Origin of the sequence: Pseudomonas sp. FP453 (assembly GCF_030687495.1) — a bacterium.
Classification (GTDB): Bacteria; Pseudomonadota; Gammaproteobacteria; order Pseudomonadales; family Pseudomonadaceae; genus Aquipseudomonas.
On record NZ_CP117435.1, the window covers coordinates 2,188,261 to 2,206,021 of the forward strand.

19 protein-coding genes and 2 pseudogenes are annotated in these 17,761 nt (G+C 62.0%); 10 read left to right on the forward strand and 11 right to left on the reverse strand.

Translation table 11 applies throughout. The features are described 5' to 3' along the window. Nucleotides 1–33: 33 nt before the first annotated feature. Nucleotides 34–228: a hypothetical protein gene (locus tag PSH87_RS10065; protein WP_017736541.1), complete on the reverse strand. Its 195-nt coding sequence runs from the start codon at nucleotides 226–228 to the stop codon at nucleotides 34–36. A 229-nt stretch (nucleotides 229–457) separates the two neighbouring features. Next, entirely contained in the window at nucleotides 458–814 is a 357-nt protein-coding gene (locus PSH87_RS10070; RefSeq protein WP_026136767.1) for a hypothetical protein, read from the reverse strand. A gap of 156 nt (nucleotides 815–970) precedes the next feature. On the opposite strand from PSH87_RS10070, the gene PSH87_RS10075 reads away from it, so the two are divergent. Next, nucleotides 971–1,789 carry a shikimate 5-dehydrogenase gene (locus PSH87_RS10075; RefSeq protein ID WP_305433390.1) on the forward strand — a complete coding sequence of 273 codons (819 nt, stop codon included), beginning with the start codon at nucleotides 971–973 and terminating at the stop codon, nucleotides 1,787–1,789. A 133-nt stretch (nucleotides 1,790–1,922) separates the two neighbouring features. Here PSH87_RS10075 and PSH87_RS10080 read toward each other — a convergent pair whose 3' ends face one another. Continuing rightward, the gene (locus PSH87_RS10080; RefSeq protein WP_305433391.1) at nucleotides 1,923–2,573 is read right to left on the reverse strand and encodes a YceH family protein; all 651 of its coding nucleotides are present in this window, start codon (nucleotides 2,571–2,573) and stop codon (nucleotides 1,923–1,925) included. Between the two features lie 116 nt (nucleotides 2,574–2,689). Between PSH87_RS10080 and PSH87_RS10085 the strand changes: the two genes are divergently transcribed. Then, complete coding sequence (locus tag PSH87_RS10085; RefSeq protein ID WP_305433393.1) at nucleotides 2,690–3,199, forward strand: DUF1993 family protein; 510 nt, start codon at nucleotides 2,690–2,692, stop codon at nucleotides 3,197–3,199. 63 nt (nucleotides 3,200–3,262) lie between these two features. Here the strand turns inward: PSH87_RS10085 and sstT are convergent, their stop codons facing one another. Next, the gene (gene sstT / locus PSH87_RS10090; RefSeq protein ID WP_017736546.1) at nucleotides 3,263–4,483 is read right to left on the reverse strand and encodes a serine/threonine transporter SstT; all 1,221 of its coding nucleotides are present in this window, start codon (nucleotides 4,481–4,483) and stop codon (nucleotides 3,263–3,265) included. 241 nt (nucleotides 4,484–4,724) lie between these two features. Between sstT and PSH87_RS10095 the strand changes: the two genes are divergently transcribed. Next, nucleotides 4,725–5,882: an MFS transporter gene (locus PSH87_RS10095; protein ID WP_017736547.1), complete on the forward strand. Its 1,158-nt coding sequence runs from the start codon at nucleotides 4,725–4,727 to the stop codon at nucleotides 5,880–5,882. Nucleotides 5,883–5,886: 4 nt separating this feature from the next. Here the strand turns inward: PSH87_RS10095 and nhaR are convergent. Further along, nucleotides 5,887–6,790, reverse strand: a pseudogene (gene nhaR / locus PSH87_RS10100) (transcriptional activator NhaR). Nucleotides 6,791–6,924: 134 nt separating this feature from the next. Here nhaR and PSH87_RS10105 point away from each other — a divergent pair. Both PSH87_RS10105 and PSH87_RS10110 read left to right on the forward strand, forming a co-directional pair. Further along, entirely contained in the window at nucleotides 6,925–7,170 is a 246-nt protein-coding gene (locus tag PSH87_RS10105) for a hypothetical protein (protein WP_305433395.1), read from the forward strand. Nucleotides 7,171–7,198: 28 nt separating this feature from the next. Next, nucleotides 7,199–7,948, forward strand: a complete 750-nt coding sequence (locus tag PSH87_RS10110) for a TerC family protein (protein WP_017736550.1) — start codon at nucleotides 7,199–7,201, stop codon at nucleotides 7,946–7,948. A 57-nt stretch (nucleotides 7,949–8,005) separates the two neighbouring features. Here the strand turns inward: PSH87_RS10110 and PSH87_RS10115 are convergent, their stop codons facing one another. Further along, nucleotides 8,006–8,707 (reverse strand): histidine phosphatase family protein, encoded by a 702-nt coding sequence (locus PSH87_RS10115; protein ID WP_305433396.1) that lies wholly within the window; start codon nucleotides 8,705–8,707, stop codon nucleotides 8,006–8,008. A 251-nt stretch (nucleotides 8,708–8,958) separates the two neighbouring features. On the opposite strand from PSH87_RS10115, the gene PSH87_RS10120 reads away from it, so the two are divergent. The 3 genes and pseudogenes from PSH87_RS10120 to hemB all read left to right on the forward strand — a co-directional run bounded on the left by PSH87_RS10120 (nucleotide 8,959) and on the right by hemB (nucleotide 11,604). Further along, nucleotides 8,959–9,657, forward strand: a complete 699-nt coding sequence (locus PSH87_RS10120) for a glutathione S-transferase N-terminal domain-containing protein (protein WP_305433397.1) — start codon at nucleotides 8,959–8,961, stop codon at nucleotides 9,655–9,657. Between the two features lie 3 nt (nucleotides 9,658–9,660). Next, nucleotides 9,661–10,503, forward strand: coding sequence for a PhzF family phenazine biosynthesis protein (locus tag PSH87_RS10125; protein ID WP_017736553.1), 843 nt, complete (start codon nucleotides 9,661–9,663; stop codon nucleotides 10,501–10,503). Nucleotides 10,504–10,619: 116 nt separating this feature from the next. Beyond that, nucleotides 10,620–11,604 (forward strand): annotated as a pseudogene (gene hemB, locus PSH87_RS10130) (porphobilinogen synthase). Nucleotides 11,605–11,655: 51 nt separating this feature from the next. Here hemB and PSH87_RS10135 read toward each other — a convergent pair. Next, nucleotides 11,656–12,270: a LysE family translocator gene (locus tag PSH87_RS10135; protein WP_124525184.1), complete on the reverse strand. Its 615-nt coding sequence runs from the start codon at nucleotides 12,268–12,270 to the stop codon at nucleotides 11,656–11,658. Between the two features lie 140 nt (nucleotides 12,271–12,410). Between PSH87_RS10135 and PSH87_RS10140 the strand changes: the two genes are divergently transcribed. Then, complete coding sequence (locus tag PSH87_RS10140) at nucleotides 12,411–13,496, forward strand: DUF1615 domain-containing protein (RefSeq protein ID WP_305433399.1); 1,086 nt, start codon at nucleotides 12,411–12,413, stop codon at nucleotides 13,494–13,496. Here the strand turns inward: PSH87_RS10140 and PSH87_RS10145 are convergent, their stop codons facing one another. Further along, nucleotides 13,497–14,282: a DUF4349 domain-containing protein gene (locus tag PSH87_RS10145; protein WP_305433401.1), complete on the reverse strand. Its 786-nt coding sequence runs from the start codon at nucleotides 14,280–14,282 to the stop codon at nucleotides 13,497–13,499. Between the two features lie 158 nt (nucleotides 14,283–14,440). On the opposite strand from PSH87_RS10145, the gene PSH87_RS10150 reads away from it, so the two are divergent. Further along, complete coding sequence (locus tag PSH87_RS10150; RefSeq protein WP_305433402.1) at nucleotides 14,441–14,857, forward strand: PaaI family thioesterase; 417 nt, start codon at nucleotides 14,441–14,443, stop codon at nucleotides 14,855–14,857. Between the two features lie 198 nt (nucleotides 14,858–15,055). Here the strand turns inward: PSH87_RS10150 and PSH87_RS10155 are convergent, their stop codons facing one another. From PSH87_RS10155 to PSH87_RS10165, 3 genes are read right to left on the reverse strand one after another with little or no spacing between them, the layout of a single operon-like run. Beyond that, nucleotides 15,056–16,237, reverse strand: coding sequence for an acetyl-CoA C-acetyltransferase (locus PSH87_RS10155; protein WP_305433404.1), 1,182 nt, complete (start codon nucleotides 16,235–16,237; stop codon nucleotides 15,056–15,058). An 11-nt stretch (nucleotides 16,238–16,248) separates the two neighbouring features. Next, nucleotides 16,249–16,908 carry a CoA transferase subunit B gene (locus PSH87_RS10160; protein WP_017736560.1) on the reverse strand — a complete coding sequence of 220 codons (660 nt, stop codon included), beginning with the start codon at nucleotides 16,906–16,908 and terminating at the stop codon, nucleotides 16,249–16,251. A gap of 34 nt (nucleotides 16,909–16,942) precedes the next feature. Next, nucleotides 16,943–17,641: a CoA transferase subunit A gene (locus tag PSH87_RS10165; RefSeq protein WP_003190329.1), complete on the reverse strand. Its 699-nt coding sequence runs from the start codon at nucleotides 17,639–17,641 to the stop codon at nucleotides 16,943–16,945. Nucleotides 17,642–17,761 lie beyond the last annotated feature (120 nt).

Sequence of the window (17,761 nt, forward strand, 5' to 3'; positions counted from 1 at the left end):
ACCTGTCTCGATAGTGGACATTGACGTGACGCGTCAGTCCACCACGTGATCGAGCATTACCACTACTTCCTGCTCACTGAGCAAACCCTTGCGCACCAGGTTTTCGGCGAGCAACGCGAGGAACTTGGCGCTGCGGTGGCCTTCCAGATGCTTGAGTTCGGTGAGGGCGCTATAGACCTTGCTAGACGTACACAGGCCAGCGGTGCGGTGTGGGTGTTGCGTGGGCATGGTCAGTCGTCCTTGTTGTTATTGGGTGGACAGGCTCGATAGTGGGAGTGTGTCGTGACACAAACATGACAGCGCGAGCCCCGATCAAGCAAGTAGACAATGGTGTTGATCATGTGTGATTGCGCCTCGGCCATTGTCCTCACAGCGACCTTGGCGCGATAAATCCAGACTTTTCATGCAAAAAAAAGGCCCCGCTGGGTGGGCGAGGCCTGTTTCAGACGATTGGCGCTTACCAGCCGCGGCCGTAATAGCCGTGGGGAGGGCCGTAATAGCCACGCGGTGGGCCGTAGTAGACCGGCGCCGGGCGGTAGTAAACCTGTTGTTGCACGTACACCGGCGGTGGCGGTGCGTAGTAGACCGGCGGCGGCGCGGCATACACCGGCTGTGGTTGCACATACACCGGCTGTTGCTGCACATAGACTTCGCGCGGTTGGCTGGCAACCACGGAGCCCACGACGGCGGCGCCGACTAACGCACCCAACACAGCCGGGCCACCCCAACCACCACCGTGGGCGGAGGCTTGGCCTGCCATCGCGAGTGCGCCAACCAGCAAGGCGATTTTGGGGATTGTACGAATCATGGTCATTCCTCGGTTAGCCCCTGCGCTTGTGGTCTGCAATCAATAGACTCAAGGATTGTCGCGGGGATACTTTTAAGACAACGTATTTCTGGAAAACAGCACGGCCGATTGGTAAAGGTTGTGTAAGGTCTGTACCGATTTGCTTACTTCAAGGAGTTACCCATGCAGATGCACCCCAACAAAGACACCCAACTGTGCATGTCTCTGTCGGCGCGCCCCGGGAATTTTGGCCTGCGTTTTCACAACCACTTGTACGAACAGCTGGGGTTGAACTTCTACTATAAGGCCTTCAGCAGCCAGGATTTGCCCGGCGCGATCGGTGGTATCCGTGCCTTGGGCATCCGTGGTTGCGGGGTTTCCATGCCGTTCAAAGAGGCCGCCATTGCCTTAGTGGATGAATTGGACGATTCGGTTCAAGCCATCGATTCGCTGAACACCATCGTCAATACCGACGGCCGCCTCAAGGCCTACAACACCGATTACATCGCCATCGAACAACTGCTGGTGAAACACGCCGTGCCAAAAGACTCGACCTTCGCCCTGCGTGGCAGCGGCGGCATGGCCAAGGCCGTGGCCAGCGCCTTGCGTGACGGCGGCTACGGCAATGGCCTGATCGTCGCTCGCAACGAAGCGGCGGGCCGCGCGTTGGCGCAGAACCTGGGATACGAATGGCAGGCGGAGTTGGGTGATGCACGCCCGCAGATGCTGATCAACGTGACGCCGATTGGCATGACCGGTGGCGCAGAGGCGGATGCGCTGGCGTTTGACGCAGCGGCTGTCGATGCGGCGGACACTGTGTTCGATGTGGTAGCGATCCCCGCCGAAACGCCGTTGATCGTGCGTGGGCGGGCCCAGGGCAAGCGGGTGATTACCGGGTTGGAAGTGATCGCGATTCAGGCGCTGGAGCAGTTTGTGCTGTACACCGGGGTGCGGCCGACCGATGAACAGTTCCAGGCGGCAGTGGCCTTCGCCCGCACCTGAGGCCCACCGAAGATCCAATGGGGGAGTGGGCTTGTGTGGGAGCGGGCTTGCCCGCGATGGCGGAGTGTCAGGCACAGGTATTTAACCTGTTGCACCGCTATCGCAGGCAAGCCAGCTCCCACATTGGATTGTGTTATGCCTGCTCCAGCTGGGTCAGACGTTCTTCCAGGGCGGCGATGCGTGCTTCTAATTCTTCGATGCGTTCGGCGGAAACACCCGCTGTCCCACGCTCCACCGGATTACCCCGCGCCGCCATAATCACCTCGATATCCGCCGGATCCCCCAGCGCATGGGTATAGCGATCTTCCCGCTGCCCCGCCTGGCGCGGCACCAGCAGTGCCAACCCGCGTGCAATCAGGCGTTCCAGCTGATGCACGACCTGCTCGGCGTCTTCAAAATCATGCATGCGCCCGCTGCGGGTCAGCAGCTCATTGACGGTTTGCGGGCCGCGCAGGAACAGCAGCCCGATCAGGATCACCTGGGCCGGCACCAGTTCCAGCGCCTTGTCCACGCGATGTTCCCAGCGGTCGGCGCGGCTGCCCATGACCAGGCGGGTAAAGCCTTGGCCTTCGAGTGCACGCAGGCTCTGGCCGACCTGGCCCTGGCTGAGGTTCATCACCGGCTCGCGGCTGGTCTTCTGGTTGCAGGCCAGCACCAGGGCGTTGAGGGTCAGGGGGTAGGTTTCCGGGTTGGTCGCCTGTTTTTCGATCAGGCAGCCCAGGATGCGGATTTCCGTGCTGTTCAGGCGCGGCTCAGGGGTGTCGGTGTCGTGCTCGGCGGTCATCGCGCTTTCCCTATGCAGTGAAGTGCCTAGCGTAAGCCGGAAAAAATAAAAGACAAGCGACCGGGCGGTCTATAATCGTCGCCTGTTCAAACCGTGCCATCACCCATGAGACTGCCATGACCATTTCCCTGTACGCCGCTTCCATCCCAGTCTTCAAGCAAATGCTCACCGCCCTCAGCGGTGTGTTGACCAAGGCCGAAGCCCACGCCACCGCCAAGAACATCGAGCCGAATGCCTTGCTGCAAGCGCGCCTGTTCCCGGACATGTTCCAACTGGTGCGCCAGGTGCAGATCGCCGTCGACTTCGCCAAGAGCGTGTCCGCGCGCCTGGCCGAGATCGAAGTGCCGAAATACGAAGATGGCGAAGTGACCTTCGCTGACCTGCAAGCCCTGATCGCCAAGGTGCTGGCCTTTGTCGACACCATCAAGCCGGAGCAGATCGACGGCAAGGAAGGCATCGAGATCATCACCCGCCCAGGCACGCCGAAAGAGAAACGCTTCAGCGGCCAGTCCTACCTGCTGACCTACGGCCTGCCGCAGTTCTTCTTCCACGTCACCACCGCCTACGCTTTGCTGCGCCACAACGGTGTGGAAGTGGGCAAGCGCGACTACATGGGCGCGTTCTAAGCCGCCACAAAAAAGCCGGGGCGGTTCACTCAAGAACCGCCCCGGCTTTTTTGTGCGCGCAGGTCAGGCCGGCTGCTCTTCCTTGCCCAGGCAGGCTGCAGCGGTAAACAGCACATCGGTGGACGAATTCAGCGCAGTCTCCGCCGAGTCCTGCAACACACCGATGATGAAACCGACCGCAACCACCTGCATCGCGATCTCGCTGGGGATGCCAAACAGGCTGCACGCCAGCGGGATCAGCAGCAGCGAGCCACCGGCCACGCCCGAAGCACCGCAGGCGCAGATCGCGGCGACCACGCTGAGCAGCACGGCGGTCGGCAGGTCGACGGCGATGCCCAGCGTGTGCACGGCGGCCAGGGTCAGCACGGTGATGGTGATGGCGGCGCCGGCCATGTTGATGGTGGCACCGAGCGGGATCGACACCGAGTAGGTGTCTTCATGCAGGCCCAGGCGCTTGCTCAACGCCAGGTTGACCGGGATGTTCGCCGCCGAACTGCGGGTGAAGAAAGCGGTGATGCCGCTTTCGCGCAAGCACATCAGCACCAGCGGGTAGGGGTTGCGGCGCAGTTTCCAGAACACGATGGCCGGGTTGACCACCAGCGCCACAAACAGCATGCAACCGATCAGCACCACCAGCAGGTGCGCATAACCGAGCAGGGCGCCGAAACCGGAGGTGGCCAGGGTCGAGGCGACCAGGCCGAAAATGCCCAGGGGGGCGAAGCGGATCACCACCCGTACGATCAACGTCACGCCGTTGGACAGGTCGTCCAGCACGGTGCGCGTGGTTTCGCCGGCATGGCGAATGGCGATGCCCATGCCGATGGCCCAGGCCAGGATGCCGATAAAGTTGGCATTCATCAGCGCGCTGACCGGGTTGTCGACCACGCTCAACAGCAGGCTTTGCAACACTTCGCCGATCCCGCCGGGGGCGCTGACGGCGGCGTCATGGGTGATCAATACCAGCGAGGACGGGAACCACATGCTGGCAATCACCGCGACCACGGCGGCGGCAAAAGTGCCCAGCAGGTAGAGGAACAGAATCGGTTTGATGTGGGTTTCCTGGCCGTGTTTATGGTTGGCGATCGACGCCATTACCAGCACAAACACCAGGATTGGCGCCACGGCCTTGAGCGCGGCGACAAACACTTTGCCGATAAAGCCGGTGGCTTGCGCCGCTTGGGGCGCCAACAGCGCGAGCAGAATGCCGGCGATCAAACCGATGACAATTTGTGTAACCAGGCTGACGCGTGTCAGGCGCTGGAGCAGGGAAGGGGCAGCAGTCATAAACAGTTGTCTCTGATTTTTTTAGTTGGGCGCAGCAGTGCAGGCAGAAAGGGCTGTAGGAAGCAGGCGCGGAGTCTAGCACGCTGTAGGAAAGCTCCCTGGCGCTGCGGCATTCCGTCACCCGCAGCTGTAGGGTTTCGGCAAAGCCAGACATACTCTGTTAAGATTCTCGCCTCTCACCTTTCCTATCTGTCAGCGGGCCCATTGGGCTGTCGTTGCTGTCGTCGTTTCTGGAGTTTTCATGCTGTTCCCCATCCTGCTGCTGTCGGCCGCCGGTTTTACCGTGCTGACTACGGAATTCATCATCGTCGGCCTGCTGCCGTCCATCGCCCGGGACCTGCATGTCAGCGTGTCCCAGGCCGGGCTGCTGGTGACCTTGTTCGCGTTTACCGTCGCGGCATTCGGGCCGTTTCTCACCGCCTACTGCGCACGTTTCCCACGCAAGCGCCTGTTTATCAGCATCCTGATCCTGTTCGGCGTGGCCAATACCGTGGCCGCGCTGGCACCGAATATCTGGGTGATGGCCCTGGCGCGGTTGATTCCGGCGCTGGGCTTGCCGGTGTTCTGGGCCCTGGCCAGTGAAACGGCGGTGGATATCGTCGGCCCGGAATTCGCCGGGCGCGCCATCGAGAAGATTGGCTTCGGCATCGTCTGCGCCACGGTGTTCGGCATCCCGGTGGGCACGCTGATCTCGGATATGTTCGGCTGGCGCAGCGCGTTTGCCATCCTCGCGGTCGTGGCGCTAGCCAAGGCGTTGCTGTTGTTTATCTACCTGCCGGTGACCCAGCCGAAAAACGACCAGGTGTCGCTGCGCTCGCAGTTCAAGATCCTGCGCAACCCGCTGATGCAGGGCCATATCCTGTTGTCGATCCTGGTGTTCAGCGGCATGTTCACCGCGTACACCTACCTCGCGGACATCCTCGAGCGCCTGGCCGGCTTTGACGGCACGCTGGTGGGCTGGTGCCTGATGGGCTTCGGTGCGGTCGGCTTGCTGGGTAATTCGTTGGGCGGTCGCGCGGTGGATCGCCATCCGCTGATCGCGTCCATGGTGTTCTGCGGTTTCATGATTGCAGGCATGGTGGCGCTGGTGCCGGCGATTCACTCCACCATTGGCCTGGCCGCCGCGATGGCGGTGTGGGGCGTGACCCAGGCGGCGATGTTCCTGGTCAGCCATGTGCGCCTGATGAAAGCCGCACCCCATGCGCCGGCGTTTGCCGCGTCCCTGAACATCGCCGGGGCCAACCTGGGGATTGGCCTGGGCGCGCTGGTCGGTGGGCATGTGATCGACACCTTCGGCCTGGGCAGCCTGGGGTTTGCGGCGTCCGGGTTTATCCTGGTGTCGATCCTGCTGGCACTGTGGCTGATGACTGCCAAGCAGCCGGTCGCAGCCAGCGCCTGAGGCGTCAGGGCAGGGCGGTGAACAACTCCCGCCGTGCCCCTTCGGTAATCGCCACGATGCCGGGGGTGCTTGACCTTGCGCTCCACCGAGATCGCGTAGAACGACTCGGTCACCGCCGTGGTCTGGCCGATCAGCGCCACGCCGTACTGGCGCACCACTTCATCGGCAATCACGCTGGGGGCGATAAAGATCCCGCTGCCGGATTGGCCGAATGCCTGCATCAACGCACTGTCGTCGAACTCGCCAATGATCTTGGGTTGGATCTGCTGTTCGGCAAACCAGCGCTGCAAGCGGCTGCGCACTACCGTCTCCGCGCCCGGAATCAACAGCGGCGCACCCTGCAAACACTGTGGGAAATCGCCGCCATAGCGGTCAGCCAGCGCCTGGGTGGCGAAAAAACTGATGCCGCATTCGCCGAGCTTCTGGCTGTAGCCCTTGATATCGAGGTGCGTCGGCATCGGGCTGTCGGAGATCACCAGGTCCAGGCGCTGGATCGCCAGGTCGGCCAGCAGGCGTTCGAGTTTGTCTTCACGGCAGGTGATGCGGATCGGCTCGCTCAGTTCCATGGTCGGCGCGATCAGCCGGTAGACGATGGATTTGGGTACCACATCCGCCACCCCGACGCGAAACACGATCTGTTGTTCATTGGGCTGCGCGCGCAGCATCGCTTCCAATTCATTGCCGGTCTGGAACATCTGTTCGGCGTAGGGCAGGGCCTGGCGCCCGGCCTCGGTCAGTTCCAACTGGCGGCCGACCCGCTGAAACAGCGCGATACCAAAGGTCTGCTCCAGCAGGCTGATCTGCCCGCTGATGGTCTGGGGCGTGAGGTTCAGTTGCTCGCAGGCGCGCACAATGCTGCCGGTCTTGGCCACGACCCAGAAGTAATGCAGTTGTCGGTAATTGAGCATGCTTACCTTCACTTCGTAAAAACCGAAGTATACGCGAGAAAAATACGAATTTTCCTGAACTGTTCACCTGCATAGAATGCCTCGCTATCGCGGGGCCACTACTTGGACCCAATGGTTCTAACGAGGAATACATCATGAAACTCAATTCCCTGGGCACGGCAGCGTTGCTTGCGCTTTCATTGGTAGTGGTCAGCGGTTGTGACCAGGTCGAAAAAAGCGCGCAGCAGGTGTTGGGCAAGGCCACCGAATCGGCCAAGCAAGCGATCGACGACACCCACAAAGCCGCCGAGCAGGCGTTGAGTGAAGCGACTCAAGGGCTGATCAAGCCTGAGAAGCAAGAAGATGAAGCTAAAGAAGCTTCCGACACCAAAGAAACCTAATTCCCCAGCACAACGTCAGGACTGACCTATGGATTACCTTTTACAACTGGCCGCCAGCCCCACCGCCTGGGTTGCCCTGGCGACCTTGATCGTCATGGAAATCGTGCTGGGCATCGATAACCTGATCTTCATCTCGATCCTCACCAACAAGCTGCCCGAGCAGCACCGGGCCAAGGCGCGGCGCATCGGCATCAGCATGGCGCTGGTGTTGCGCCTGGGCCTGTTGAGCACCATTGCGTTCATCGTGCAACTCACCGCGCCGGTGTTCGAAGTGTTCGGCCAGGCGTTTTCGTGGAAGGACATGATCCTGATCGCCGGCGGCCTGTTCCTGGTCTGGAAGGCCACCACCGAGATCCATCACAGCATGGACCCGGAGCCCGAAGAGAAGGCCAGCGTCGGCAACACGGTAGCCATCGGCTTCGCGGCGGCCATCGGGCAGATCCTGTTGCTGGACCTGGTGTTCTCCATCGACAGCATCATTACCGCCGTGGGCATGACCGAGCACTTGCCGATCATGATCATTGCCGTGGTGACTTCGGTGATCGTGATGCTGGTGGCGGCTGAACCGCTGGCCAAGTTCATCAACGACAACCCGACCGTGGTGATGCTGGCCCTGGGCTTCCTGATCATGATCGGCATGACGTTGATCGCCGAAGGCTTCGGCGCCCATGTACCGAAAGGCTACGTGTATGCGGCCATGGCGTTCTCGGCGGCGATCGAGTGCTTGAACATCGCGCGGCGCAATCGCCATAAGCGTTTGCTCGCTGCCCGGCAGTAACCGCAGGAACACAAAGGCCGGCTGCACTCCCAAGAGTGCAGCCGGCCTTTTTTGTGCTCAGGATTCGGCGCTGACCTGCGTCGGTTCCGGGCAGGACTCTTCGCCGTTGTTCAAACCTTGCTTGTAGTTGCGGCTCAGCAACGACGCCTTGCCGTTATGCCAGGTCAGTGTCAGCACATACAGGGTGTCGTAGTCGCTGCCGGACCAGTCGTCGGTGATGGTGTGCTTTTCGCCGACCGCCTCACTCGCCACCTTGTTGATCAACTCCGGCAGATAACCGTGGGACCACGCGGTGTAGATGATGGAGTTGTGGTACTTGTCCTCCACCAGCTCGTCGGCGAGGGCGCTGGTGTCGTTCGCCGAAAACTTGATGTTCACCGGCAGGCCGAGCTTGATGGCGCTGGGGCTGATGGTCATCAGTGGGCGAATGTAGCTGTAGGAGTTGTCGAACTCACCTTCCTCGACATTACGCGTCGGGTTGGCGGCGAACACAAAGTTGGCCTTGCCGAATTTTTCCGGCAGCACCGTGGCGAGGTTCATCGCCCGGTTCAGGCCCTGGCAATTGAGTTGGCCCAGGCCGCCGGCGGGTTTTTCGCCGTGGCGCAGGAATACCAGGGTTTGTACGCCGTCGGCCTGTTCGGCACGGCTGGTGCGCGACTCCAGGGTCAGGCCGATGGCGCCGCCCACCAGCAACAGCGGCAACATGATGTATGAATAGCGTTTCAGGCGTTGCGCAAGGCACGGAGGCTTGATTGTCATTGGTCTAGAGTCTTCAGTGCATCGGGTGAGGGTCGACATGCCCGGCCCCAGTGACGCCCAGGGCGTCCTGCGGTTTTCCTGTCGTTATAGCAAGGTGCCTCCATTCACCGTCAAAGCGCACTTAAGAGTGCCCAAGGGCGTATTGGTTCGCCCACGCGGGATAATAAGTCGCGGATGTTGCGCATTGATGACCCATGCAGGACACCGGGCAGATGACTATCATGTGGCCTTTCTGCTCAGGGGATTTCCCGATGAACCCACTCGCTGCCTTCCCGATTAATAGCAAATGGCCCGCGCACCATCCCGAGCGCTTGCAACTGTACTCGCTGCCCACGCCCAACGGGGTAAAAGTCTCAATCATGCTCGAAGAGCTGGGCTTGCCCTACGAGGCGCACAAGGTCAGCTTCGAGACCCAGGACCAGTTGTCCCCCGAGTTCCTGTCCCTGAACCCCAACAACAAGATCCCTGCGATCATCGACCCGGATGGCCCCGGTGGCGTGCCGCTGGCGCTGTTCGAGTCTGGCGCGATCCTGATCTACCTGGCGGAGAAAACCAGCCAGTTGCTCGCCGAAGACCCGGCCACCCGCTACGAAACCCTGCAATGGCTGATGTTCCAGATGGGCGGTATCGGCCCGATGTTTGGCCAGTTGGGCTTCTTCAATAAGTTCGCCGGCAAGGACTACGAGGACAAGCGCCCCCGCGACCGCTACGCCGCTGAGTCCCGGCGCTTGCTGGGCGTGCTGGAAAAACGCCTGCTGGGCCGCACCTGGATCATGGGCGACGATTACAGCATCGCCGACATCGCCACCTTTCCATGGATTCGCAACCTGATCGGCTTCTACGAGTCTGGCGACCTGGTGGGCATCGCCGATTTCCCTAATGTGCTGCGCGCGCTGGATGGCTTTGTCGCCCGGCCGGCGGTGATCCGTGGCCTGAATATTCCGAGCTGACCCATGCCGACCTTTGCTTTCAAACAACTGGATGTCTTCAGCAGCGTCGCGCTCAAGGGCAACCCCCTGGCGGTGGTGTTGGGCGCTGACAGCCTGACGGACCAGCAGATGGCCGATTTCGCCAACTGGACCAACCTCAGTGAAACCACATTTTTGCTGACACCCCGTGATCCCCGTGCTGACTACCGGGTGCGAATTTTTACCACCGTGCAGGAACTGCCGTTCGCCGGGCACCCGACGCTGGGCTCATGCCATGCGTGGCTGCAGGCAGGCGGTGTACCCAAGGGCGAGGACATCATCCAGGAGTGCGAAATCGGCCTGGTGCGCGTGCGCCGCCAGGGCGATGAACTGGCGTTTATTGCGCCGCCATTATTGCGCGCAGGTCCGGTGGAGGCGCCCGTGCTGGCGCGTGTCTGTCAGGGGTTGGGCTTGAGCGCCGCAGACGTTGTGCGCAGCCAATGGGTGGACAATGGCGCGGGGTGGCTGGCGCTGATGCTGGCCGATCGTGATCAGGTTCTGGGCCTGCAGCCGGACTATGGGCAATTGCTCGGCCTGGCTGTTGGCGTGATCGCCCCCTGCGACCCCGTGCGCGACGCGGTGGATACGCAGTTTGAAGTACGCGGCTTCATCGCCGGAGACGGCGCCCCCGAAGACCCGGCCACCGGCAGCTTGAATGCCGGTATCGCCCAATGGCTGTTGGGCGAAGGCTTGGCGCCTGAGCGCTATGTGGTCAGCCAGGGCACGGCCTTGGGCCGTGCGGGGCGCATTCGCGTCGAGCGCCAGGGCGATGATGTCTGGGTGGGCGGCGCGGTCGCGGTGTGCATTGAAGGGCGTCTACAGCTCTAGATCAATGAATTGTTGCGGGCCTCGCAATACACTGTTGGGCCCTCGGCGTTTGTGTTGCCTATGCCGGTGGGCATAAGCTTTCGCCCCAAAGTTTTTACCCCTATTTCAGGACCGCCATGACCAGCCAGTTCCCCCAAGCCCGCCCACGCCGCCTGCGCCGCTCCCCGGAGTTGCGTGGCTTGTTCCAGGAAACCGAGTTCACCCTTAACGACCTGGTACTGCCGATCTTTGTCGAAGAAGAAATCGACGACTTCGTGCCGATTACCAGCATGCCGGGCGTGCAGCGTATCCCGGAGAAGAAACTGGCCGCCGAGATCGAGCGTTACGCCCGCGCCGGCATCAAGTCGGTGATGACCTTTGGCGTGTCCCACCACCTGGACGCCAGCGGCAGCGACACCTGGAAGGAACGTGGCCTGGTTTCGCGCATGTCCTCGATCATCAAGGACGCCGTGCCGGACATGATCGTGATGTCCGACACCTGCTTCTGTGAATACACCGACCACGGCCACTGCGGCGTGATGCACGGCGCCCACGTTGATAACGACGCGACCCTGGTCAACCTCGGCAAGCAAGCCGTGGCCGCCGCCCGCGCCGGTGCCGATGTGATCGCACCGTCGGCGGCGATGGACGGCCAGGTCCAGGCGATCCGCCGCGCCCTGGATGATGCCGGTTTCACCCACATTCCGATCATGGCCTACTCCACCAAATTCGCCTCGGCGCTGTACGGCCCGTTCCGCGAAGCCGGCGGCAGCGCGCTCAAGGGCGACCGCAAAAGCTACCAGATGAACCCGATGAACCGCCGCGAAGCCGTGCGTGAATCGCTGCTGGATGAACAGGGAAGGCGCGGATGCGCTGATGGTCAAGCCGGCCGGGGCCTACCTCGACATCATCCGCGACATCCGCGAAGCCTCGCGCCTGCCGGTGGCGGCGTACCAGGTGAGCGGTGAGTACGCGATGATCAAGTTCGGCGCCCAGGCGGGGGCGATTGATGAGGACCGCGTGGTGCGCGAAACCCTCGGCTCGATCAAACGCGCTGGGGCGGATTTGATTTTCACCTACTTCGCGATGGACCTGGCCTTGGCCGGGGATCTAAAGATGTAGGAGCTGGTTTGTGTGGGAGCTGGCTCCCACATAAGCCAGACCCCACCAAGATCAACGCTGCGCAAACGCCAGGTTCAACCCCAGCCCCGCAAAGGCAGCCGCAAAACTGCGCCGCAGCCAGTTCTGCACCCGTGGTGACTCGATCACCGCACGCCGAAACACATTGGCCAGCAGGCCATACATCACGAACACCGCGAACGTCATCGCCATGAACACGCCGCTCAATACCAGCATCTGCACGGTGGGCGCCGTGCTGCCGGGCGCGACGAACTGCGGCAGGAAGGCCAGGAAGAAAATCGTCAGCTTGGGGTTGAGAATGTTCATCAGCAGGCCGCGCAGCATCAGGCTGCGGGCACTGGCGACCACGGGCGTGTCGCTGACGGCAAAGGCCGAGCGATCGCGCCAGGTGGCGTAGGCCACATACAGCAGGTAGGCGACGCCGGCGTACTTGAGCAGGTCGAACGCCAACGCACTGGTGTGCAGCAAGGCGGACAGGCCGAGAATCGAGGCCAGCAGGTGCGGGATGATCCCGGCAGTGCAGCCCAACGCGGCGAACAGGCTGGCGCGCTTGCCGGCGGTGAGGCCGGTGGACACGGTAAAAATCACCCCGGTGCCGGGAATCAGTACGACAATCAGGCAAGTGACGAGAAAATTCAGGCTGAGCATGGCATTCAAACTCCGTGTAGGAATGGTCAATGTCAGATCCTGTCACGATAGACGCGGGTTGGCGAGCGCACCCGGTCAGCGAACCCTGGTTACACTTGCGGGTCGATATGCCCGGTCCGTCGTTATTCAAGGAAGCACCCATGCCCTTACGCCGCTTGATCCTGTGCCTCACCCCCTTGCTGGTATTGGCCGGTTGCTCCACTGCGCGCGGCCCGCAACAGCCGGAGCGTAACGCAGCCGAGGTGAAGGCGCAGATCGTGCGCCTGCTGCCGGCGACCGTGGCGGATCGCAAGGGCTGGGCCCAGGACATCTACACGGCCTTCGACACCCAGAAGATCGACCCGAGCACCGAGAATATCTGCGCAGTACTGGCGGTGACCGAGCAGGAGTCCACCTACCAGGTCGACCCACCCGTGCCGAATATGGGCAAGATTGCCCAAGATGAGATGCTGCGTCGCGCCGCCAAGGTGTATGTGCCAGCAGTGGTGGTGCGCACCACCTTGCAGCTGCGTTCGCCCACCGGCAAGTCCTACGCCGAGCGCCTGAATGCCGCGCGCACCGAGAAGGACTTGAGCGGCATATTTGACGATTTCATCAGCATGGTGCCGTTGGGCAACACCTTGTTCGGCGGTTTCAACCCCGTGCATACCGCAGGCCCGATGCAAGTCAGCATCGAGTTCGCGCAGAAACAGGCACGGGGTTATCCCTACACGGTGGATGGCACGATCCGACGCGAAGTCTTCACCCGCCGTGGCGGCATGTACTTTGGCATCGCTCACCTGCTCGGCTACCCGGTGAACTACGGTCAACCGCTGTACCGCTTCGCCGACTTCAACGCGGGCTGGTACGCCAGCCGTAACGCGGCCTTCCAGGCGGCGGTCAGCCGCGTCTCTGGCACCGAGCTGGCGCTGGATGGCGACCTGATTCGCTACGGCTCGTTGCTGCCCGGCACCACCGAGCTGGCGGTGCGCTCACTGGGCGCGAAGCTGGATATGCGCAACCCCAGCATCCGCAGCCAGCTGGAGCAGGGCGAGCAGTTGGACTTTGAAGGCACCACCCTCTACAAACGCGTGTTTGCGCTGGCGGACAAGGCGGCCGGCAAGCCGATGCCACGGGCAATCCTGCCGGGCATCGTGCTCAAGAGCCCGAAGATCACCCGCAACCTGACCACGGCGTGGTTTGCCAAGCGCGTGGATGAGCGCTATCAGCGCTGCATGAAGCGCTGATCAGCTGCGGCGCTTGATAAACCGGCGCCACAACCACACCCACAACCACACCACCGGGAATGCCAGAATCACAAACGGCAGCACATAGCTTGCGCGTTCCAGGGCGTCGGCGGTGCCGTTCACCAGGTTGTCGCCGAGGTTGCTGAACATGCGGCTAAAGCGTGACGGCTGGTTTGCGCCGTCGGAGGAGCGGAAGTTCAGGGTCACGCGGTTGGTGTCGAGGCGGCGTTGCTGGTTGGCGGAGACTTGCGCCAGTTCCTGCAATTCGTTTTCGATGGCGGCTTGTTCTTTGCTCAAGGCGATCAAGTCGCTGACGGTGATGTCCTTGCGCTTGGCCAATTCATCCAGGCGCTGTTGCTGGGCTTGCAGACGATCCTGGCGGCGGCGCACATCGGCGACGGCGTCGGCCAGGTCCTCGGCGGTGGTGATGCGTTGGCCGAGCGTGCCGCCTTCCGTGGCCATGGCGACCATCGGCTCCACCCCGGCGGGCGCGATGCGCAGGATGATCTCGCCACCGTTGCCGTCTTCGGTGATGCCGAGGATGTTACAGGCGCCAAAGCGTGCGGTTTCACAGGCTTCGCGCGTGGCCTGCATACGCGGTGCGAGCAGGGCGCCGGGCAGGGCCAGGGTCAGTTCGTGCTCATAGGCCAATTGCGCGCCGGCCTGGCTTTGTTCGCCGTTGATTGCTCGTGCGCGGGAGTGATCCTTGGGCGAGCAACCGGCGAGGGTCAGGCCTGCGAGCAAGATCAAAATAAGCGGTGTGGCTTTGCCGTCCAGATGGCGCATTGCGGTTCCTTGGGAGGTGCGGGGAAATTTGGACGGCGATTAAAGCGGGTCTGGCGGATTAACGCAAAGCATCGTGCAGGATTTGCAGCGCTGATGGTGGTGGCTGGCGCAGAGGGGCTGGAGTACACCTCAGGCCTGACTCCAAGGAAGAACCCGCCATGATCGCTGTCCCCGAAGGTTTTGTTTCACTGCCCCGCAGCAGCCCGTTGCTCGACTTGTTGGGCCCGGCGTACTGCCGGGGTGAAGGCCTGCAACTGGAGATCGGCCTGCGTGCCGACAATCGTCACGCCAATGGCCGTGGCACCGTGCATGGCGGGGTGTTGGCGACCTTGGCGGATGTCGGCATGGGGTATGCGATGGCCTTTTCCAGCGAACCGCCGCTGCCGCTGATTACCGCGAGCATGACCTTGGACTACCTGGGGGCTGTGCAGGTGGGGGAGTGGATGGTGGTGAAGTTGGAACATCACAAGCGCGGGCGGCAGATGGCGTTTGCCACGGTGAGTGTGCAAGTGGGGGAGAAGGTGGTGGTGCGGGCGAATGCGGTGTTTGCGGTGCCCCGCTCTGATGAACGATAGAGATTAAATGTGGGAGCTGGCTTGTCGGGTCGCCGCATCGCTGCGATAGCGGTCCATCAGTGACAGGTTTGTAGCCTGACACACCGCAATCGCAGGCAAGCCAGCTCCCACAGTTGGACTGTGTTTATTCAGATAGAGCGGGTAAAGAAAAGGCCCGGTTTTCGTGGAACCGGGCCTTTTCAATAGTGCTCTTGCCAATCAGCTGCGTTCGAGGGCCAGCGCCACACCCTGGCCGCCACCGATGCACAGCGTCGCCAGGCCTTTCTTGGCGTCACGCTTGATCATTTCATGCAGCAGGGTCACCAGCACGCGGCAGCCTGAGGCGCCAATCGGGTGGCCGATGGCAATAGCGCCGCCGTTGACGTTGACCTTGTCCGCGTCCCATTCCAGTTCTTTGCCCACCGCCAGCGCTTGCGCAGCGAAGGCTTCGTTGGCTTCGATCAGGTCCAGGTCGCCCAGGCTCCAGCCGGCTTTGTCCAGGCAGCGACGCGTCGCCGAGACCGGGCCGATGCCCATGATTGCCGGGTCGACGCCAGCGTTGGCGTAGCTGGCAATGCGCGCCAGCACCGGCAGGCCGAGGGCCTTGGCCTTGTCGGCGCTCATCAGCAGCACCGCAGCGGCGCCGTCATTGAGGCTGGAGGCGTTGCCGGCGGTGACGCTGCCGTCTTTCTTGAATGCCGGCTTGAGCTTGCCCAGGGATTCGGCGGTGGTGCCGGAGCGGGGTTGCTCATCCACGGCGAAGGCCACGGGGTCGCCTTTGCGCTGCGGGATCAGGATCGGGGTGATTTCATCGGCGAAACGCCCGGCCTCAATGGCGGCAGCGGCTTTTTGCTGGGAGGCAGCGGCGAACGCATCCTGGGCTTCACGGCTGATGCCGTACTTGTCCACCAGGTTCTCGGCGGTGATGCCCATGTGGTAGTCGTTGAACGCATCCCACAGGCCGTCGGTGATCATGCTGTCGATCATCTTGGCGTGGCCCATGCGCAAACCGGTGCGCGCGGCGGGCAATACATACGGGGCCAGGCTCATGTTCTCCATGCCGCCGGCGATGATCACCTCGGCATCGCCGCAGCGGATGGCCTGGGCGCCCATGTGCAGGGCCTTGAGGCCGGAGCCGCAGACTTTGTTGAGGGTCAGGCTCGGCACTGCGTGGGGCAGGCCGGCGAGGATCGAAGCCTGGCGGGCCGGGTTCTGGCCCGAGCCTGCGGTGAGGACCTGGCCGAGGATCACTTCATCCACCAGGGCCGGGTCGAGGCCGGTTTGCTCCAGCAGGCGACGGATCACGGCGGCGCCCAGTTCCGGTGCCGGAACATTCGCCAGCGAACCCTGGAAGCTGCCCACGGCGGTACGGGTGGCAGCAACAATCACGACGTCTTGCATGAGATCTGTCCTCACTGGAAGTGCATTTCTGGAACGTGGTCCGGGACGATCAGTTTACCGGCGGTCTTGCTCACAATCTCCTCAACGCTGACGCCAGGTGCGCGTTCCTTGAGGACAAAAGCGCCATTTTCGATTTCCAGGTACGCCAGGTCCGTGAGTACACGCTTGATGCAGTTCGCGCCGGTCAGCGGCAGGCTGCACTGGCTGAGCAACTTGGACTCACCGTCCTTGGACGCGTGGGTCATGATCACGATGATGTTTTCTGCGCCGGCCACCAGGTCCATGGCGCCGCCCATGCCCTTGACCAGTTTGCCGGGGATCATCCACGAGGCAATGTTGCCTTGTACGTCCACCTCAAAGGCGCCGAGCACGGTGAGGTCGACGTGGCCGCCGCGAATCATCGCGAAGGACTCGGCGGAGGAGAAGATCGATGCGCCAATGCGCGCGGTGACGGTCTGTTTGCCGGCGTTGATCATGTCGGCATCGATGGTGTCTTCGGTCGGAAACGGTCCCATGCCCAGCAGGCCGTTTTCCGATTGCAGCATCACTTCCATGCCGTCGGGGATGTAGTTGGCCACCAGGGTCGGGATGCCAATACCGAGGTTGACGTAGAAACCGTCCTGCATTTCACGGGCGACGCGTTGAGCCATTTGTTCGCGGGTAAGAGCCATGTTCTGAGTCCTTATTGTTCGGGCTGGAGGCGGATTATTTGCGTACGGTGCGCTGTTCGATGCGCTTCTCGAACGTGCCGCAGATGATCCGGTCGACGTAGATGCCAGGGGTGTGGATCTGCGCCGGGTCCAGCTCGCCCGGTTCGACGATTTCCTCGACTTCGACCACGGTGATCTTGCCGGCGGTGGCGGCCAGCGGGTTGAAGTTCTGGGCGGTGTGGCGATAGATGACGTTGCCGAAGTGGTCGGCTTTCCAGCCTTTGACGATGGCGAAGTCGCCGGTGATGGACTCTTCCATCAGGTACGGGCGGCCTTTGAATTCGCGGGTTTCCTTGCCCTCGGCAACGGGCGTGCCGACGCCGGTGGCGGTGAAGAAGGCCGGGATACCGGCGCCGCCTGCGCGCATTTTCTCTGCCAGGGTGCCTTGGGGGGTCAGCACCACTTCGATCTCGCCGCTGAGCAGCTGTTTTTCGAACAGCGCGTTTTCGCCGACGTAGGATGCGATCACCTTGCTGATCTGCTTTTGTTCCAGCAGCACGCCCAGGCCAAAACCGTCGACGCCGCAGTTGTTGGAAACCACGGTCAGGTCGCGGGTGCCTTTGCGCTTGATCTCGGCGATGAGGTTTTCTGGAATGCCACACAGGCCAAAACCACCGGAGAGCACAGTCATGCCGTCTTCCAGGCCTGCCAGCGCTTCTTCATAGGACGCCACGCGTTTATCGAAACCTGCCATATGCACCTCTTTTATTGTTTGTGGGCCAGCCAATGAACCGAGTGTTGCGCTGCTGGATTGATTTGTTAAGTGGTTTTTTAAGGTTGATTGATTTAAAAAACAGCATAGTTGAGTCGTCGC

Excerpts from the sequence above, each read along its gene's own strand:
- PSH87_RS10065 (WP_017736541.1), bottom strand. The coding sequence starts at position 228 with ATGCCCACGCAACACCCACACCGCACCGCTGGCCTGTGTACGTCTAGC.
- PSH87_RS10095 (WP_017736547.1), top strand. The coding sequence starts at position 4,725 with ATGCTGTTCCCCATCCTGCTGCTGTCGGCCGCCGGTTTTACCGTGCTG.
- PSH87_RS10145 (WP_305433401.1), bottom strand. The coding sequence starts at position 14,282 with ATGCGCCATCTGGACGGCAAAGCCACACCGCTTATTTTGATCTTGCTC.
- PSH87_RS10085 (WP_305433393.1), top strand. The coding sequence starts at position 2,690 with ATGACCATTTCCCTGTACGCCGCTTCCATCCCAGTCTTCAAGCAAATG.
- PSH87_RS10110 (WP_017736550.1), top strand. The coding sequence starts at position 7,199 with ATGGATTACCTTTTACAACTGGCCGCCAGCCCCACCGCCTGGGTTGCC.
- PSH87_RS10080 (WP_305433391.1), bottom strand. The coding sequence starts at position 2,573 with ATGACCGCCGAGCACGACACCGACACCCCTGAGCCGCGCCTGAACAGC.
- PSH87_RS10160 (WP_017736560.1), bottom strand. The coding sequence starts at position 16,908 with ATGGCTCTTACCCGCGAACAAATGGCTCAACGCGTCGCCCGTGAAATG.
- PSH87_RS10165 (WP_003190329.1), bottom strand. The coding sequence starts at position 17,641 with ATGGCAGGTTTCGATAAACGCGTGGCGTCCTATGAAGAAGCGCTGGCA.
- sstT (WP_017736546.1), bottom strand. The coding sequence starts at position 4,483 with ATGACTGCTGCCCCTTCCCTGCTCCAGCGCCTGACACGCGTCAGCCTG.
- PSH87_RS10105 (WP_305433395.1), top strand. The coding sequence starts at position 6,925 with ATGAAACTCAATTCCCTGGGCACGGCAGCGTTGCTTGCGCTTTCATTG.
- PSH87_RS10140 (WP_305433399.1), top strand. The coding sequence starts at position 12,411 with ATGCCCTTACGCCGCTTGATCCTGTGCCTCACCCCCTTGCTGGTATTG.
- PSH87_RS10125 (WP_017736553.1), top strand. The coding sequence starts at position 9,661 with ATGCCGACCTTTGCTTTCAAACAACTGGATGTCTTCAGCAGCGTCGCG.
- PSH87_RS10120 (WP_305433397.1), top strand. The coding sequence starts at position 8,959 with ATGAACCCACTCGCTGCCTTCCCGATTAATAGCAAATGGCCCGCGCAC.
- PSH87_RS10150 (WP_305433402.1), top strand. The coding sequence starts at position 14,441 with ATGATCGCTGTCCCCGAAGGTTTTGTTTCACTGCCCCGCAGCAGCCCG.
- PSH87_RS10115 (WP_305433396.1), bottom strand. The coding sequence starts at position 8,707 with ATGACAATCAAGCCTCCGTGCCTTGCGCAACGCCTGAAACGCTATTCA.
- PSH87_RS10135 (WP_124525184.1), bottom strand. The coding sequence starts at position 12,270 with ATGCTCAGCCTGAATTTTCTCGTCACTTGCCTGATTGTCGTACTGATT.
- PSH87_RS10070 (WP_026136767.1), bottom strand. The coding sequence starts at position 814 with ATGACCATGATTCGTACAATCCCCAAAATCGCCTTGCTGGTTGGCGCA.
- PSH87_RS10075 (WP_305433390.1), top strand. The coding sequence starts at position 971 with ATGCAGATGCACCCCAACAAAGACACCCAACTGTGCATGTCTCTGTCG.
- PSH87_RS10155 (WP_305433404.1), bottom strand. The coding sequence starts at position 16,237 with ATGCAAGACGTCGTGATTGTTGCTGCCACCCGTACCGCCGTGGGCAGC.